We start from the raw sequence: 18,122 nt of genomic DNA, 5'->3' as shown, positions 1-18,122 counted from the left end.
TGCAAATCATTATACCGCTGTCTATCTTGAATTGAAAGAGACGGTTTGTTTACAGTCGCAACTTCTGCTAAAGTGAAACAAGCAGAATTCTATGAATGAGGTGACCTTATGTACGATGTAATCGTAATCGGAGGCGGACCGAGCGGTTTGATGGCGACGCTCGCCTCTTTACAAGCTGGAGCCCGGACGCTCCTGCTCGATAAAGGAAATAAATTAGGACGAAAGCTCGCAATCTCTGGCGGCGGACGGTGTAATGTCACGAACCGAAAGCCACTCGATGAGCTCGTCCAGTCGATTCCAGGAAACGGACGTTTCCTTTATAGCGCCTTTTCTCAATTTAATAATGAATCGATCATCGATTTGTTCGAAGGATTTGGTGTCGCACTCAAAGAAGAGGATAACGGTCGGATGTTCCCGGTCTCGGATAAGGCGGCAGACGTCGTTCGTGTATTGATCGATCAAATCCGTGCACATGGCGCCGAGATTCAAACAGACGCGCAAGTCGCTACGCTCGACTTCCATCCAGATGGTTCTTTTGCAGCTGTCATCTTAGAAAACGGCATGCGTCTTGAAGCAAAAAGTTGTATCGTAGCGGTCGGCGGACAATCTGTTCCGCACACGGGTTCGACGGGTGACGGCTATCCGTGGGCTGAAAAAGCTGGTCATACGATCACGGAACTTTTCCCAACGGAAGTCCCGATTTTGTTAGGTGATACGTTCATTCATGAAAAAACATTACAAGGACTGTCGTTGCGTGACGTTGCCTTAACGGTTCACGGTAAAAAGGACAAAGCAATCAAGACACATACGGGTGATCTACTGTTCACACACTTCGGTTTAAGTGGTCCGATCGCTTTACGGTGTAGCCAATATACGATCAAAGAGCGCAAACGATCGAAAGAGACGATCGTTCATCTATCGATCGATCTCTTCCCGGATGAGTCACTTGGTGCATTAACAGAACGCTTCCAGGCAGCACTTGCGGCAAATCCGAAGAAATCGGTTCGGAATGCCCTTCGTGGTTTTGTACCAGAACGATTGCTTGAACTCCTGTTCGCTCGAATCGGCTTTGGCGATGAAGTTTGTACACAAGTAAAGAAACAGGACTGGACGGACTTCCTGCAACAATTGAAACGATTCCCACTCAAAGCAACAGGAACGCTCGATTTCGATAAGGCCTTCGTCACGGGTGGCGGTGTCTCGATTAAAGAGATTGATCCCAAAACGATGATGTCGAAAAAGGCGGAGCGATTATTCTTCGCTGGCGAAATTCTTGATATCCATGGCTATACAGGTGGATACAATATCACAGCTGCGTTCGTGACGGGTCATTGTGCCGGTAGTCACGCTGCAGAGATGGCACGTGACACTGTCTCTTAATACAAAAAAGACCCGATTTGTCTCTGTTAATCAGAGAAATCGGGTCTTTTTTCTACATCAGTCAATCGGTGTGAACGATCGACTTGAGAATTTATCCGTGACGACTAAGGCGAACAATTCATTATCTTGTACAAAGATTCCTTTTGATCCATACACTTTCGGACTCGCTGTCTCCCCCGTAATCGTTTTCTCTTTCTGATCAATCGAATAAAGATAAAGTGCTTCTGAGTCTAACGTATAGATCCGACCTTGCCGTTCTGCAAGACCAATCGGACGGAATCTGGATTCAAATGCTTTTTTCGCATCACTTCGCATTCCGCTCGCTGCTTCGATTTTCTCTCGTTTGATGATCGACAAGTACGGTGGTTTTTGCTTTTTCTTTAAGGCACGCTTCTTCTTTTCCGAAGCATCTGGATCAATCTTGATTTTGTCCTCTTTCATTGCAAAGTAAGTCAATTCAACACGACCAATCGAGCGAATTTGATTGATTGTATAGAATTCTTTTTTCTTCGCATCATATCCAAGACCGTGGAAACTGTCTCGAATCGTCGTCCCTTGTACTTTTTCGCGTTTTTCTTCGCTCCAGACGCCATCTTTTCGTTTAATCGTGACTAGAATTTGATTCGACGTCAATAAAGCGACTGTCTCTCCGTCAACGAGTGTCATCCCGTCAAGACCAGACAATAAGAGTTTCCCTTCTTCCAACTGAAACGTCGCATTGATGCGTTCTCCAGTTCCACTGATTTCAAAGAAACGATAGTCCTCTGTTACGACGAGGTACGAACCTATGGAATCGTCATATAACATCTGTTGAACATTTTTAATTAACGGTTCTTCTGGATTCGGAATGGCTGAAGGCGTTTTCGGTGGCACCTGTTTGACAGCTGCCTGATGCTTCGATTGCGTCTCGATTTTCGCGAACGTTTCCTGAATACGTGACAACGTCTCTGGCTTCGAGAAGACGAGCAGTATACAAAGGATCAACCCCGAAACGACAGCAAAAATCGTTGTATAGACTATATAAGATCGTTTCATTGATGATAATCGCCTTTCTTTCTCGGTTTCTGATTCAGTGTAGCAGAAGGACGTTCAAAAAAAAAGCGGACTTGCGACGGAAATGAAGAAACCCCTTCCATTCGCATCAAGTGAATGAAAGGGGTTATGGCTTAGTTCGCCACGATATTGATCAATTTTTTCGGTACGACGATGACTTTCCGAACCGTCTTGTCGCCAATCCATTCTTGTGTCTTTTCATCAGCAAAGGCAAGTGCTTCGATTTCTTCTTTTGTCGCATCGATGTTGATTTCGATTTTCGAGCGAACTTTACCGTTCACTTGAATGACGAATTCCATCGTATCGCTGACAAGTTTTGATTCATCGAATGTTGGCCATGCCGCATACGTCAATGTCTCTTCAAAGCCAAGTTGTTCCCACAGTTCTTCACCAAGGTGCGGCGCGACAGGTGTTAACAATTGAATGAATCCACGAAGGAAGTGACGCGGGAGAACCGGCTGTTTATTCGCTTCGTTGACGAAGACCATGAGTTGCGAAATCCCGGTGTTGAACTGAATGTTCGCGAAGTCTTCCGTGACCTTCTTGACGGTCTGGTGGTATGTCCGTTCGAAGTCAGCATCGACTTCCGTGACGTCTTGAATGTCTGCTGTCCGTTCGAACAAGCGCCAAACGCGATCGAGGAAACGACGCGCCCCGTCAAGACCATTCTCAGACCAGGCAACCGATGCATCGAGTGGTCCCATGAACATTTCGTATAAACGTAACGTATCAGCACCATGCGACTTGACGATTTCATCTGGGTTGATGACGTTACCGCGAGATTTTGACATTTTCTCGTTGTTCTCTCCAAGGATCATTCCTTGGTTGTATAACTTCTGGAATGGTTCTTTTGTTGGTACGACGCCTGCATCATACAAGACTTTATGCCAGAACCGTGCATACAACAAGTGGAGAACAGCATGCTCTGCCCCACCGATATAAATATCGACTGGAAGCCAGTATTTTAATTTTTCTGGATCCGCAATCGCTTCTTCATTGTGTGGATCGATGAAACGAAGGTAGTACCAGCAGCTTCCGCCCCATTGTGGCATCGTATTCGTCTCGCGACGGCCTTTCATTCCTGTTTCAGGATCTGTGTAATCCAACCAGTCTTCAGCAAGCGCAAGTGGTGATTCGCCCGTACCAGACGGTTTGATTTCTGGAATGATTGGAAGTTCAAGCGGTAATTCCTCTTGATTGAGTGTTTTCATTGAACCATCTTCCATATGAACGACTGGAATCGGCTCGCCCCAATACCGTTGACGACTGAACAACCAGTCTCGGAGTCGATACGTGATTTTTTTACGACCGACTTGGTTCGTTTCGAGTTCAGCGATCATCGTCTCGATTGCTTCTTGTTTCCCAAGTCCATCAAGCATATGCGAGTTGACGTGTTCGCCCTCTCCTGTGTAGGCTGCTTCGTCGACATTTCCACCCGCAACGACTTCAACGATCGGTAAGTCGAATTGTTTCGCGAATTCGTGGTCGCGCTCATCGTGTCCTGGAACAGCCATGATCGCACCTGTTCCGTAAGAAGCAAGGACGTAATCAGCGATCCAGATTGGAAGACGATCGCCTGAGATCGGATTGACCGCAAAAGCACCCGTGAAGACACCCGTTTTTTCCTTCGCTAAATCCGTTCGCTCGAGATCTGACTTCGTTTGGACTTGCGAAATGTACGCATCGACGGCTTCCTTGTGATCCGCTGTCGTGATGTCAGCTACGAATGGATGCTCCGGTGCAAGTACTAGATACGTCGCACCGAAGATCGTGTCCGGACGTGTCGTAAAGACCGTGACTTGTTTTTTATGTCCATCAATCGTGAAATCAATCTCAGCACCCTCAGATTTCCCGATCCAGTTGCGTTGCATCTCTTTGACAGAATCCGGCCAATCGAGATCATCCAGATCTTCAAGAAGGCGATCCGCATATTCCGTGATTTTCAAGACCCATTGACGCATCGGAACACGCACAACCGGATGATTTCCGCGTTCGGATAATCCGTCGATGACCTCTTCATTCGCAAGGACAGTTCCAAGTGCCGGGCACCAGTTGACTGCGACTTCGTCTACGAAGGCAAGTCCTTTTTCATACAACTTCGTAAAGATCCACTGCGTCCATTTGTAGTATTTTGGATCCGTTGTGTTGATTTCACGATCCCAGTCATACGAGAATCCAAGTTCTTTAAGCTGACGCTTGAACGTCTCGATGTTTTTCGCTGTGAATTCGCGTGGATCGTTTCCTGTATCGAGCGCGTATTGTTCTGCTGGTAATCCGAACGCATCCCATCCCATTGGGTGAAGGACATTGTATCCTTGCATCCGCTTCATCCGTGCGAGGATATCCGTTGCTGTGTAACCTTCCGGATGACCAACGTGGAGTCCAGCACCTGACGGATACGGGAACATATCAAGGGCATAGAACCCTTCTTTTTCTGGATCTTCTGTCGTGACGAAGGCGTTGTCTTGATCCCAACGCGCCTGCCATTTCGGTTCAATTTCGCGATGATTGTACGGCATGTCTTTTCCTCCTCTAATCTAAAAAAACCGGTCTTCCGCCCCTAAGAAAAGGGACGAAAGACCGGTTTGGCTTCCGCGGTACCACCCACGTTGTCTGTCTATGACAGACCGCTTGATTCACGGATAACGGTGTGAAAGACCGGATTCGCTACTACGACTTCACGAATCGTGCTCCCTGACGAGTTCACGGTTGTTACCGACTGGTTCGCACCTTCCACCAGCTCTCTTGACGGCACCTTTCCCCTACTACTTCAGTTCCATGCATTTGACTATCTTTTTCTAGTGTAATCTGTTTCTTCCTCAAGCGTCAACGCTTCCGTAAAATTTCCTCGATTTCTGCGTGTGATTGCGCGACATGATCCGCTTGCTCTAAGCGTTGCGTTGGCATCCGGTCATCAAGAAGCGCAATCACTTCCATGCCTGCTGCTTTCGCACCAATCATCCCGTTCGCAGCGTCTTCAATGACAAGACAGTTCTCGGGTGCGTGTCCAATCCGCTCTGCCGCAAGTCGAAAAATCGCGGGATCCGGTTTCGAACGGATGACTTCTTCTCCACTGACGTAGTGCGTGATCGGAAGCCCATAATGACGGATGACACGTTCGATTTTCTGAAGTGAACTCGAAGAAGCAATGCCGATATCGTAACCAAGAGTCGCCGCTTGTTCGATGACTTGTGTGACGCCTTTTTTTAATCCACACTCCTCCGGCTTTGCATGAATTTGAAACAAGCGATGTTCTTCCTCAAGCAACGCACTAGCTGTTTCTTTCAGCTGATGCTGGGCGACGAGTTCTTCCCACATTTCATCTCCTGTTTTTCCCATGAACGTCGCATACTGAACCGGATCAAGCGGAATCGATAACCTTTTGAACATCTGTTGATGCACTTCAAAGTAGCGAATCTCACTATCTAAGATAACCCCGTCCATATCAAAAATCAGACCGCGTTTTTTCACGATAACTCCCCCTTTATTGATCGATCCTGACTTCAGCATATCAAAAAAACGACTACACGATGTAGTCGTTTTCATACTCTCATTATCTATTTAACTAGTTGCCACCTGAATACCAGCTTGTCGATACGCCGGAAAATAATCGGAATCAGCATTTGATCCGTATCGTACGCAGAGCAAATCATATAGTGATGGCTGCAGGATGGATTTTCCTTGATGATACTCAAATAGTCGATATCCAGTGTAACGGCATTTACTCTCAAAAAGACTATCCCGTTCTTGATACCCGCCCCCAAGATGTTGTTCGACGAGTCCCCGTGCTTTTGCCTGAAGAATTGCTTCGTACTCAAGTCGCTGATTCGGGAACATCTTCGCTTCATCCCGCTTACAGCCGATCAAATGACCGTGGGCGTATTCTTTTCCAAGCAATACGAAGTATCCCCCAACCGCTTTTCCGTCGATTTCCGCCATCAGTAATAAGGGCTCACAAAGTGGGTTCGTCTCCATCAATTGCTCAAAATACGTCGCGGTAAAATAATAATGAGCCGAGGCATTCTTCCGGTCCATCGTTTCATGATACAACGCTAAAAAAACAGGTAGATCGTCCCGTGTTCCTGTTCTGACGGTTAAGGGTGAAGCAAGCGATTTACGAATCATGCTTCTCGTCTTCTTATGAAATGTCTGCATGATATCTTCAAGTGAAGGACGCAAATCAATACTCGTCGTATGACGGATGAAGGAAACTTTTGTCCAGTCCTGCATAAACCGTTCATTACCTGTTAATGGATTAAAGCGGATCATTTCCGAGACGATCGATTCTTGCTCCGCCCACCTCTCAAAGGATAAACGAGCCTGCTGGATCTCGGACGCAGTCAGTCGACCGATGATTTCCGGTCCGCCATAGCCGTACGGGGTAATGAGATCTGAATAAGGCGTATCAAAAATACGACGCTTCAAAAAAGGATAAAACAGTGTTCCTGCATGACCTTCATAAAGAAATAATACCGCTTGCTCAGACGGTCTAGCGTTGAGCGTGACGTATTTGTGACTATAGAAGATATCAAGAGGCTGTTTCTGTACGTGTGTCGTCCAAGTTGCGGCATCTGTGATGAATTGACACCTTTCCATCCGTGCACCTCCAGTCAAAAAGAAGCAACGTTCATATGACCTTTCTTTTCAAGTTCTTGATTAGAAAGTACCCGTTTCTTTGCCGAAATATTCCATATTATTAAATGTTTGTTTTATAATTTTCGAACGAATGATGTAACAAAAGACAGCTGATCTATTGTCCGCTGTCTCACAAGATAAAGCTCATGATGTGGTTTTAGGAATAGCACGAAGGAAGACAACTCCTGCTAACAGGATCAATCCAATTAAGGTCAAGAAAACTGCTGACATACCTGATAAATCGTAGATCAAACCTCCAACTGTCGGACTGATCATCCGCCCTGCTGAAGCAGCGATATTAACGTACCCTTGGAATTCTCCTTCTTTTCCGATTGGCGCAAGTCGCGCCGCCATTGCAGGAACCGCTGGCCAGATGAACATCTCACCGATTGTCAGAATGATCATCGCCACGAGGAACATCTTGAAGCCGCCTGCAAACGGAACAATCAGATAAGAGAGAAGGAAGATGCCTGTCCCGGTCATCAGTTGGCGTTTCAAATCATCTCCAAACCAACGAAGAATTGGTGTTAATAAAGGTTGTGCGAACACGATAAGCGCTCCATTGATTGTCCAAAGAATCGAGTACTCGGAAATCGTGACACCGAGCGATTTCGTATGGACAGCAAAGGTCCCTTGCCATTGCACATAAACGAACCAAAGTAAGACATAACCGATCGAAACGAGCAACATCGTCCGTGCGGATCCGCGCGAAAGTGGTGTGCGTGTCGTTTCGATCTCGTCATGTGCCGCATGCATCCGCGCTGGCGCCTGAATCCAGGACAAACCGACAAACAAAATGATGGCAAAGACGATATAGAGAACGAGATTGGCGATGAAGATGTACTGAATCGAAAAAGCAGCAATTTGACCACTAACAGCTGTCCCGAGGGCTACACCGACGTTTTGCGCGACATAGATCGCATTAAAGGCGCGGCGTCCGCCTTCCGGCCAGATGACGCCCGTCATTGCGTAGATCGTTGGGAAAACCATCCCACCGACGAATCCAATCAATCCAAGCATCGCGACGTATCCAATATACGTCTGATGAAATAGCAACAAGCCGACGGAAGACAGGACAAGTCCGATGACACTGATGACAAGCGTCTTCTTTCCACCGAGTCGGTCAAACGCTTTTCCGCCTAAGTAGTTCCCAACGATTGCTAAGGCTGAGTTGACGAATAACGCCATTCCGGCTTTTGTCATCGACTCCCCTAAATATTCATGAATATATAATGTATTGAACGGCCATAAAAAAGAGGATCCCGTCGTATTGATGGCCATCGCAAGGACGAGGATCCAGACCGCTTTTGGTAATTTTGGCATACCTTTGGTCCTCCTATTTCATTCTCAACCTTGCCACTTTACGCAATCCCTCCCCCGCCTGTCAAGCCACTTCACTTTTCGTCAATGACTCAAAAGATGGTATAATGCAGGAGGAATCATACATACGATGATCATGTATAAAGAGAAAAACAGCCCATAGGAACAGGAGTCTATGCCATGTCACTTGCCCGTGTACTACCTTATACGAAACAATTACTGGAGTCCGTCATCGAACCTGGTGACTGCGTCGTCGATATGACTGCCGGAAATGGACATGATACGCAGTTCTTAGCAGAATGCGTCGGTCCAGAAGGTAGAGTCCTTGCGTTCGACGTCCAAGCTCAAGCCATCGAGGAATCGACACGACGTCTCGACGAAGCCGGAATGTTAGAACGCGTCGATCTTTATCACGAAAGTCACATCCATGTTGGTGCGCGTCTTTCGGACGAACGACGGCCTGTTCGTGCCGGCGTCTTCAATCTCGGATACTTGCCTGGAAGTGATAAATCGATCACGACGACAGGTGAAGAGACGCTTGAAGCACTCGACGCTCTCCTCCCGGTACTTGCACCTGGTGGTCTTGTCGTCCTTGTCGTCTATCACGGTCATCTTGAAGGAAAACGGGAACGCGATGCTGTCCTAGATTACGTCACAGCCCTTGATCAGCAAGGTTATGCCGTTCTTCAGTACCGCTTCTTGAATCAACAGAATCATCCACCGTTCATCATCGCGATCGAGAAAAAAGTGCGCTGACAGTAGAAATAAAGAAGTGATGGCTTCCGCTATGGAAACCATCACTTTTTTCATTCTTCGACTAATTTAAAAAACAACAATAATTTTTCCGCAAACCGTGTATTCAACCGTTCAAAGCTGAAATGCGGGAAACCGTGTAGACGTTGTAAGTAAATCTGATCGCCACCCATTTTCCGACATACTTCGAGTGTCAGTTTGACGTCTGCGAACTGATCGTCTGGTGCATAAAAACAAGCCAAGTTTACACGAGGCAGTTTTTTTCGTTCCTCGTCATGTACGACGATCTCTTCTTCGATTTCCCGGTACTGCGCATACGTCAGTTCACCGATGCGAACGGTATCTTCCGTACTTTGACCAAACGGCAACGTACCGAGTGGCGCATCGGGACGGAAACGATCAAACGCACTCGCGAAGACTTGTTTGACACCTCCGAGTTGTTTCGATGGATGCCAATCAAACAATGGTGAAACGAACGCAAGACTTGCGACTGGTAATTCATATTCTTGCAACAGACGATTGACGACGAGTGCGCCCATGCTACAGGCGATGATATGAATCGGTAGCTTTCGTTTTCCTGCTTCGCGTAATGCTTCTTTTAACAGTTGACCGTGCTCTTCAAACGAAATGCGACGTGGTGCGTCGACGAGTAGCACTTCATACTCTCTTTCGAGTACTCGAATCAAAGCTTCACTCGGACGGGCACGCAGTTGTAACGGATAGACTAATACGATGATTCCTGTTGGTTGTTCAACCACAAACTCACCTCTTCACTTCATACTTCCTTTTCACGATACCTTATTTCAAACGCAAACGAAACCGTCCCGAGACGGATTTCACGAGGCAACATGGCGAAGACGAACGACTGATTCCGCTTGCCCAAACACTTCTTCCGTCATCTCACTAAGTTCTTCAAAACCAAATGAGGTCAGGAATTGACGCGCTTTATAGTTACGTGCTTCCACGTAGACTTCGAGTGGGACGGCTCCTTGTCGTTCGAGTTCACGAATCAGACGTCTTCCGATTCCGTTTTGCTGATATTCCGGCAAGACGTAAAGCCGAATGATCTCCCATGTTCCTTCGACATCAACAGCATGAATGAAACCGACGATTTCCTCGTCGATGATTCCGACATAAAAATACTCTCCCCGTGCTTCTTCCGCCGTCCGGATTGCACGAACGACTTCTTCTTGCGGATACGCCTCCTGCACGAAATGCGCTTTCGAACGTTCGGAATAGATTTCTTCATAAGTATCCAACCAAGATGTGATAGCAATGTCATGAATACGTCCTGCATCAGCTGGAATAGCTTCGCGTATTTCCATAATCGGAACCCCCCTTTATACTCATACAAATCGACTCATGTACTTTTACCCTTTTCTAGAAAAAACATTCGTTTCCTGCAAAGTTCCGCGGAAACAAAAAAGCCCGAAAACCCACGTAGGATTTCCGGACTTTTTGATTATGCGAAACGTTTTGCTTGTTCTTCAAGAACTGCTGCTTTATCTGTTTGCTCCCATGGAAGCTCAACATCTGTACGACCGAAGTGACCGTATGCAGCTGTTTGACGATAGATCGGACGACGGAGATCAAGCATGTTGATGATTCCAGCCGGACGAAGATCGAAGTTTTCAGCAACCAATTCGACGAGTTGTGCTTCAGGAAGTTTTCCTGTGCCGAATGTATCAACTGCGATTGATACAGGGTGCGCGACACCGATTGCGTACGCAAGTTGAACTTCTGCTTTGTCTGCAAGACCTGCAGCAACGAGGTTCTTCGCGACGTAACGTGCTGCGTATGCAGCTGAACGGTCGACTTTTGTTGGATCTTTACCTGAGAATGCTCCACCGCCGTGGCGTGCGTATCCACCATACGTATCAACGATGATCTTACGACCAGTCAATCCAGCATCTCCTTGTGGTCCGCCAATGACGAAACGACCAGTTGGGTTGATGAAGAATTTCGTTGCTGCGTCGATGTATTCAGCCGGGATGACCGGTGTGATGACGTGTTCTTTCAAATCAGCTTGGATTTGCTCAAGCGTAACTTCTTCCGCATGTTGTGTCGAGATGACGATCGTATCGACACGAACCGGCTCGTTGTTCTCGTTGTATTCGACCGTGACTTGTGTTTTTCCGTCCGGACGAAGGTAGTCGAGTTGACCGTTTTTACGCACTTCTGCCAAACGGCGTGCGAGACGGTGCGAAAGCGAAATTGGAAGTGGCATGAGTTCTGGTGTTTCTTTCGTTGCGTAACCGAACATAAGACCTTGGTCTCCTGCACCGATTGCATCGATTTCTGCATCAGACATGCTACCTTCACGTGCTTCAAGCGCTTGGTCGACACCAAGAGCGATATCTGCTGATTGCTCATCGATCGATGTCAATACAGCACATGTATCCGCATCGAAACCGTATTTCGCGCGTGTGTAGCCGATTTCACGAATCGTTTCACGAACGACTTTTGGAATGTCGACGTAAGTGGATGTCGTGATCTCACCTGCAACGAGAACGAGACCTGTTGTAACAGAAGTTTCTGCCGCAACACGTGCGTTTGGATCCGCTGCAAGAATCGCATCGAGGATTGAATCCGAAATTTGGTCACAGATTTTATCTGGATGACCTTCAGTGACTGACTCCGACGTGAATAGTCGGCGATTAAGGTTTGTCATGTATGACCCTCCCAAAAAAGAATTTGACGGTGTACTCATTTCCCCTAGTTGAGTGGGACGGTAAAATGAAAAAAACCTTTCCAAGTCCAAAAAATGGTCAGGGAAAGGTTGTGCGTTCTTCCTTTACCCTCTTATCGTTCGAAGTGTTTACTTCGCTTCAGGAGAGCACCTTTTCCCTCATTAATATATGAATTAATGTAGGACGGTTGCCGGGTTTCTTCGGGCCTTGTTCCCTCCACCTGCTCAGAATAAGAGTATCCGTTACGAATTACATGATATAAAGTTGTACCTACTCTGTCAAGCAAGGTTTCAAATTCTAGTCGAAACTTTTTAAAAGAGATGTTAAACTATTAATGCTGAAAGCGTTTCCAGATAAATAGAAATCAGCACCAGAAAATGATTGCGCTCCCTTTAGTATGTCATATATAATGAATGTGTCATACTAAATGCAGTGAGCCAAAACCAACGTAGGGGAAAGGTGGGGTCAGGATGCCGATGACGGTCCTGAATATCGAAGAACTACTCAAGAAAGAGCATGTGTTCAAACAACTATCTGTTGCTGAACTTGTCGAACATGCGATTCGAAACGAAGAAGGTGTCCTTGCTGAGAACGGCGCACTATCTGTAGAAACGGGGAAATTTACAGGTCGTTCACCGAAAGATAAGTTCATCGTCCGTGATTCTTCCTGCGAGTCTCACATCGATTGGGGTCATGTTAACCAACCGATGGATGGAGACAAATTTGAACAATTGTTACAAAAGGTTCTTCGTTACATGAACGAAGCCGATCAGCTCTACTACACAGAAGCTGCTGCTGGGGCAGATACGCACTTCACCCTTCCGGTTCGTGTGCTCACACAATACGCTTGGCATAACCTGTTTGCCAAACAACTCTTTTTACGCGAGTATCCTGAAGTGGCTGCCTTCGAACCGTTCACGGTCGTCTACGCGCCACATTTCAAAGCAGATCCTACCGTTGACGGAACGAATTCCGAGACATTCATCGCCATGTCGTTCGAACACCGGATCGTCTTGATCGGCGGAACCGAATATGCGGGCGAAATCAAAAAATCGATCTTTTCTGTCATGAACTACCTCTTACCACAAGAAAATGTCCTTTCGATGCACTGTTCAGCAAACGTCGGACACGAAGGCGACGTCGCCTTGTTCTTCGGTCTATCCGGTACTGGTAAGACCACCCTGTCAGCAGACGATAGCCGTCAATTGATCGGTGACGATGAGCATGGTTGGTCGCATGACGGCGTCTTCAACATTGAAGGTGGATGTTATGCGAAGACGGTCAATCTGTCACGCGAAAAAGAACCGCAAATTTTTGATGCGATCCGTTTCGGAACTGTCCTTGAAAACGTCGTGCTCGATGAATCTCGTCATCCTGATTACGATGACACATCGTTGACAGAAAATACACGTGCTGCTTATCCGATCACAGCGATCGATAACATCGCTGTTCCATCACGGGCTGGTCATCCGAAGACGATTGTCTTCTTGACGGCTGATGCGTATGGCGTCTTGCCTCCGATCAGTAAATTGACGAAAGAACAAGCGATGTATCATTTCCTATCAGGTTATACATCAAAACTTGCTGGAACAGAGCGTGGTATCACGGAACCGGAAGCAACGTTCTCGACATGCTTCGGTTCACCATTTCTTCCACTGATACCTGAAAAGTATGCGACGATGCTCGGAGAACTGATTGATCGTCACGGTGTGACCGTTTATCTCGTCAACACAGGCTGGACAGGCGGTGCTTACGGGACAGGTAGTCGAATGAAGCTATCGTATACACGGACGATGGTCAACGCTGCCGTCAACGGAACACTTGCAGCGATTCCAACAGAAGAGCACCCAATCTTCGGACTTCATATGCCACTTGAAGTTCCTGGTGTTCCAAGTGAATTACTCAATCCGGTACGCGTCTGGTCAAATCCTGACGAATACAACACACAAGCGCGTTCGCTTGCTGAGAAATTCCAACATAATTTCCTTCGTTTCGAAAGTGCGACGGATGCGATCAAGTCAGCAGGTCCATGTCTATAAAAAAAAGAGCCTCAGGGCTCTTTTTTTATAGAATGGCATCTGTCTCTTCTTGAAGATGCATCTCTTTTTGCATAAGCCACTCCTGACTTTCCGTCAGTAACGCATATGCTCGCGAAAGTGATACACCTAACCGTTGACTCAGCAATTCGAACTGTTCGAAATCACCGCGATCTGCGCTGATCGCAAGCACTAGACAATCCCGGAACGGATGGTCTTTTCCTTGGAGGACAATCTTCAAGGAATCCTCGATTGGCAATTGATCGATGATGTCGTCAATATCAACGGACAATAACGCATCGATATGCGATAACAAGCCGATCATATAGGCACTCTCTTGTTGCAGCGTCCTTGTTTCTGTTGCAAACAACTCACAGAGCTTTGCGCAATGTAAGGAAGAACGCAGCAACTCATTCGACCATTCATAAGGACTTGCGAGCTTCATTTCACGTAAGACAATCAACGAAATCCAGCTTTTAAGTTGAGCGAAGCCAAGTAGTGAGATCGCTTGACGAACGGAACTAACTGTATTGCGTAATCCCACTCCCGGAGAATTGATTAGTTGTAATACCTGGATGCTGATATACGGATTGGCTTCGATTTCATCAATGACTTCATCGTACTTCTCATCCGTATCAAGCCACTTCAGCATCTTTAACAACACCGGCAATTGTGGTGGAACAGCTTTCCCTTTCATCAGCATCGGTTTAGCATAAAAATAGCCTTGGAACCAGTCATACCCCATATCAAGACAACGTGTATGATCCTCGTGCGTCTCGACACGTTCAGCAAGCATCTTAATATGAGGATAATTACGTCGAACGATATGCAAAATGGCACTTTGCTCGCGAGGGGAAATTGCCTCGATGTCGATTTTAATTAAATCAATCAACGCAAACAATTCCGCTCCGTGCTGTCGAAGTAAATCTGTCACAAAATCATCAAGTGCTAATGTGAAGCCTGCTTCTTTCCAACTATGCAGAACCGACAATATTTCAGTATCAATATCAACTGTCTCTAAAATTTCAATGACGAATCGGTTAGGATCTAAATAATGAATCAGATCACTTTTCAACAAATCTGACGTAAAGTTGACGAAAAGTTTTTTTCCTTCCGCGACATGTTCCACCCCCATATGGACGAGTGTATTCGTCAATACATCCATCGTCGCTAAATCCCCATCAAAAATAGTCATTTGTTCAATCGAACGATACAATAATTCAAATGCATCAATTGATCCAACTCGATTAACGATGGGTTGACGTGCTAATAAGATATCCATCGTTCTCCTGCCCCCTCCATTGTCCTCAGATGGTTTCTATTATATCAAAGTTTACTTTTTAGGAGATTATTGTTTTTTACAATGTATCAATGGTCTGTTTTTTCAATCTCTATGCTTCATCTTCCAAAATACAAAAAGCAATACGACAAACGTCGTATTGCTTGAATCATGTATCATATCGGTTCCAAATGCCTGTCTCGAACCAAGTCAAAATATCACGCGTCACACGTAATTTTTCATGGATCGGGAACTGATGTGCATACGCATAAGTCTGAAGCAGGGTTTGGTCGGGATGACGTGCAGCATAAGCCGTCGCATGTCGTAAACGAACGTTCTCATCATACGCACCGTGAATCAATAATACTTCACCTTGAGGAGCGACATGAAGCGGCGAGCGCACCTTATACGCCTCAGGTACGGTGTCTGGTGTCCCCCCCGTATAGCGACGCAACATTTTTTGCATCGTCTTCTGCTCCTCGTAGGTCCATGTCAACTCGGTCACGCCTGCCCACGACACCGTCCGCGAAACTGGACGATGATGAGCCAGGAGTAATGCCATTTGCCCCCCACGAGAAAATCCGAATGCATGAACATGCGAGACACGTTGTTGCAACCAATCGAAAGCACTGCATGCGTCTTCGACATCCCGATGTCCGAAATCTTCTTTTCCTGTTCCGCCTAAGTTTCCCCGATAGAAAGGTGCCATGACGAAAAAACCAGCCTGCGCGAACGCGAGCAGCCGTGTCGGTCGAACCATTCCGATAGATCGTGTGCCACCTCGCAAGTAGAGAATCCCCTGTCCGTTCGCGACTTGCGGAAGTACGATATAGGCACCGACGCGCTCCCCGTCTGTCGTCGTATAGAACATCCGAAACGTCCGAAACGGACCTTGCCGCGGAAGTTCAAACCAATCGGCGTTCGCTAAGTACACGGAGTGTCTCTGGAAGGACGCGGTCCTTCATCATGAAACTGTATTGTCGGTTCGTATCGAGACGATCAGGGAGTTCCTCGAACAGAAAAGCACCATCTGTTTCATCTACAGCCAAATGGGATGACAGCGATTCGATTTGCGCGAAGTAGATATTTTTAATGATCGTATCCCCTTTTCCGGCAACACGATATTGCCCGATGTACTTCAAGGAATCGATTTTTCCGCCTGTCTCTTCCATCACTTCACGACGTGCGGCTTCTTCTGCCGTTTCACCCGGTTCAACCTTCCCACCCGGAAATTCATATCCGCGTTGCTTATGATGGGTCAGCAACCATTTCCCTTCGTACACGGCAATGACCCACACATGTAGAGGGCGATCCGAGAACGGATGGTCCTCAAAACTTAACTCCACTTGATTTTGATAATAATCCAAGAATGTAATCACGTACGTGCACCTCATTTCTTCTTCTAACTTCACTTTACCTGTTTCACGGGTATTCTAAAAGTGAAAACGCTAGGATTGCCTATAAATCTGGAAAATGATTACTCGTCCTCATCTCGTGAACGTAAAAAAACAGCCGATGTTCCACTAAGGAACAATCGACTGTCGTTTTGTATTACTTCAAACGTGCTTCGAGTTCTGCTTTTTCTGCTTCGAATCCTGGTTTTCCAAGAAGAGCGAACATATTTTTCTTGTACGCTTCGACGCCTGGCTGATCGAATGGATTTACTCCAAGGAGGTAACCACTCATCGCACATGCTTTTTCGAAGAAGTAGAACAGGAATCCGAGGTGATACGGTGTCATCTCTGGAAGTTCGACTGTCAGGTTCGGAACTTGTCCGTCCGTGTGCGCAAGCAATGTGCCTTCTGCTGCCTTATCGTTGACGAACTGAATCGACTGTCCTGCGAGGAAGTTCAATCCATCAAGGTCCTGAGCGTCTTCTTCAATCGTCAACGCGTGACGCGCTTGTCCGACTTTAATGACTGTCTCAAACAGATCACGACGACCTTCTTGGACATATTGTCCCATTGAATGAAGATCGGTCGAGAAATCAACTGCTGCTGGGAAGATCCCTTTGAAGTCTTTTCCTTCAGATTCGCCGTACAATTGCTTCCACCACTCTGATACGTAATGAAGTGCTGGTTCGTAGTTGACGAGTAGCTCGATCGTTTTCCCTTTCGCATACAATGCATTTCGGACGACTGCGTATTGGTACGCTTCGTTGTCAGCTAAGTTTTCGCTCGCGTAGCGCTCTTGTGCGTCACGTGCCCCTTGCATTAACTCTTCGATCGAAATTCCTGCTGCTGCGATCGGTAATAGACCAACTGGCGTTAACACAGAGAAACGTCCGCCGACATCATCTGGAATAACGAATGTTTCGTATCCTTCAGAATCTGCGAGTGTTTTTAATGCACCGCGGGCTTTGTCCGTTGTTGCGTAAATCCGGTGTTTCGCTTCTGCTTTACCGTACTTTTCTTCCATGAATGCTTTCAAGAGACGGAACGAGATTGCTGGTTCTGTCGTCGTACCTGATTTCGAGATAATGTTGACCGATACATCTTTTCCTTCAAGTACTTCAAATAAATCATGCAGATACGTTGATGAGATATTATGCCCTGCATAGATGATTTGTGGTGCTTTACGCTCGTCTTTTGATAACAAGTTATGGAATGAGTGTCCAAGCATCTCGATTGCCGCACGTGCACCGAGATACGAACCGCCGATTCCGACGACTAGCAACACATCAGAATCCGACTTGATTTTTTCTGCAGACGCTTGGATACGTGCAAACTCCGCTTGATCGTAGTTCGTCGGAAGATCTACCCATCCTAAGAAATCACTTCCTGCACCTGTTCCTGCATGAATCGCATGGTGGAGCGTCTTTACGGTCTCCGTCATGTGTTCTACTTCATGTTGACCTACGAATTGTAGGGCTTTCGAATAATCAAAACGTACTGTTGACATGCCATCGTCCTCCTTATTCATTCGCAACGAAATGCGACCTTCCTTTTCATTAAAACGCAAGAAGGAAGGTCGTTC

Annotated in this window: 15 protein-coding genes, 1 riboswitch and 1 other annotated feature; of the genes, 3 read left to right on the top strand and 12 right to left on the bottom strand. The window is 46.6% G+C overall.

The annotated features are described in order from the left end of the window. Positions 1-108 precede the first annotated feature (108 nt). Complete coding sequence (locus BW42_RS00500) at positions 109-1,380, top strand: NAD(P)/FAD-dependent oxidoreductase (RefSeq protein ID WP_035406136.1); 1,272 nt, start codon at positions 109-111, stop codon at positions 1,378-1,380. A 57-nt stretch (positions 1,381-1,437) separates the two neighbouring features. Here BW42_RS00500 and BW42_RS00495 read toward each other — a convergent pair whose 3' ends face one another. From BW42_RS00495 to BW42_RS00475, 5 genes are all read right to left on the bottom strand, one after another. After that, positions 1,438-2,415: a hypothetical protein gene (locus BW42_RS00495; RefSeq protein WP_035406133.1), complete on the bottom strand. Its 978-nt coding sequence runs from the start codon at positions 2,413-2,415 to the stop codon at positions 1,438-1,440. Between the two features lie 131 nt (positions 2,416-2,546). Beyond that, positions 2,547-4,952, bottom strand: coding sequence for a leucine--tRNA ligase (leuS, locus tag BW42_RS00490; protein WP_035406130.1), 2,406 nt, complete (start codon positions 4,950-4,952; stop codon positions 2,547-2,549). A gap of 46 nt (positions 4,953-4,998) precedes the next feature. Beyond that, positions 4,999-5,221, bottom strand: a binding site (T-box leader). Positions 5,222-5,259: 38 nt separating this feature from the next. Next, complete coding sequence (locus tag BW42_RS00485) at positions 5,260-5,904, bottom strand: HAD family phosphatase (protein ID WP_035406128.1); 645 nt, start codon at positions 5,902-5,904, stop codon at positions 5,260-5,262. Between the two features lie 90 nt (positions 5,905-5,994). Beyond that, positions 5,995-7,029, bottom strand: coding sequence for a peptidoglycan bridge formation glycyltransferase FemA/FemB family protein (locus BW42_RS00480; protein WP_035406125.1), 1,035 nt, complete (start codon positions 7,027-7,029; stop codon positions 5,995-5,997). Positions 7,030-7,212: 183 nt separating this feature from the next. After that, positions 7,213-8,391, bottom strand: a complete 1,179-nt coding sequence (locus tag BW42_RS00475; protein ID WP_035406122.1) for an MFS transporter — start codon at positions 8,389-8,391, stop codon at positions 7,213-7,215. A 156-nt stretch (positions 8,392-8,547) separates the two neighbouring features. Here BW42_RS00475 and BW42_RS00470 point away from each other — a divergent pair, with 156 nt between their 5' ends. Next, positions 8,548-9,144 carry a class I SAM-dependent methyltransferase gene (locus tag BW42_RS00470; protein WP_255344364.1) on the top strand — a complete coding sequence of 199 codons (597 nt, stop codon included), beginning with the start codon at positions 8,548-8,550 and terminating at the stop codon, positions 9,142-9,144. A gap of 50 nt (positions 9,145-9,194) precedes the next feature. Here BW42_RS00470 and BW42_RS00465 read toward each other — a convergent pair whose 3' ends face one another. From BW42_RS00465 to metK, 3 genes are all read right to left on the bottom strand, one after another. Next, positions 9,195-9,899, bottom strand: coding sequence for a serine aminopeptidase domain-containing protein (locus BW42_RS00465; protein ID WP_035406117.1), 705 nt, complete (start codon positions 9,897-9,899; stop codon positions 9,195-9,197). A 78-nt stretch (positions 9,900-9,977) separates the two neighbouring features. Then, on the bottom strand, positions 9,978-10,466 hold the full coding sequence (locus BW42_RS00460; RefSeq protein ID WP_035406114.1) for a GNAT family N-acetyltransferase: 489 nt from the start codon (positions 10,464-10,466) through the stop codon (positions 9,978-9,980). A gap of 137 nt (positions 10,467-10,603) precedes the next feature. Continuing rightward, complete coding sequence (gene metK, locus BW42_RS00455; RefSeq protein WP_023469108.1) at positions 10,604-11,812, bottom strand: methionine adenosyltransferase; 1,209 nt, start codon at positions 11,810-11,812, stop codon at positions 10,604-10,606. A 128-nt stretch (positions 11,813-11,940) separates the two neighbouring features. Then, positions 11,941-12,067, bottom strand: a riboswitch (SAM riboswitch). 234 nt (positions 12,068-12,301) lie between these two features. On the opposite strand from metK, the gene pckA reads away from it, so the two are divergent. Beyond that, positions 12,302-13,870, top strand: a complete 1,569-nt coding sequence (pckA, locus tag BW42_RS00450) for a phosphoenolpyruvate carboxykinase (ATP) (RefSeq protein ID WP_197026209.1) — start codon at positions 12,302-12,304, stop codon at positions 13,868-13,870. A 25-nt stretch (positions 13,871-13,895) separates the two neighbouring features. On the opposite strand, the gene BW42_RS00445 is transcribed toward pckA, so the two are convergent. The 4 genes from BW42_RS00445 to BW42_RS00430 form a co-directional block, all read right to left on the bottom strand. Continuing rightward, positions 13,896-15,149 carry an EAL and HDOD domain-containing protein gene (locus BW42_RS00445; protein WP_035406111.1) on the bottom strand — a complete coding sequence of 418 codons (1,254 nt, stop codon included), beginning with the start codon at positions 15,147-15,149 and terminating at the stop codon, positions 13,896-13,898. A gap of 166 nt (positions 15,150-15,315) precedes the next feature. After that, on the bottom strand, positions 15,316-16,080 hold the full coding sequence (locus BW42_RS00440) for a S9 family peptidase (RefSeq protein WP_052018981.1): 765 nt from the start codon (positions 16,078-16,080) through the stop codon (positions 15,316-15,318). Next, positions 16,052-16,525 carry an RNA deprotection pyrophosphohydrolase gene (ytkD, locus tag BW42_RS00435; protein ID WP_035406108.1) on the bottom strand — a complete coding sequence of 158 codons (474 nt, stop codon included), beginning with the start codon at positions 16,523-16,525 and terminating at the stop codon, positions 16,052-16,054. The genes BW42_RS00440 and ytkD overlap by 29 nt, the downstream gene beginning before the upstream one ends. A 172-nt stretch (positions 16,526-16,697) precedes the next feature. Further along, entirely contained in the window at positions 16,698-18,047 is a 1,350-nt protein-coding gene (locus tag BW42_RS00430) for a glucose-6-phosphate isomerase (RefSeq protein WP_035406105.1), read from the bottom strand. Positions 18,048-18,122: the final 75 nt, after the last annotated feature.

The organism is Exiguobacterium sp. RIT341 (genome assembly GCF_000632205.1).
Taxonomy (GTDB): Bacteria; Bacillota; Bacilli; order Exiguobacteriales; family Exiguobacteriaceae; genus Exiguobacterium_A.
The sequence above is the reverse complement of the archived record's forward strand: the minus strand, read 5'-3'. Positions and strand labels throughout refer to the sequence as shown.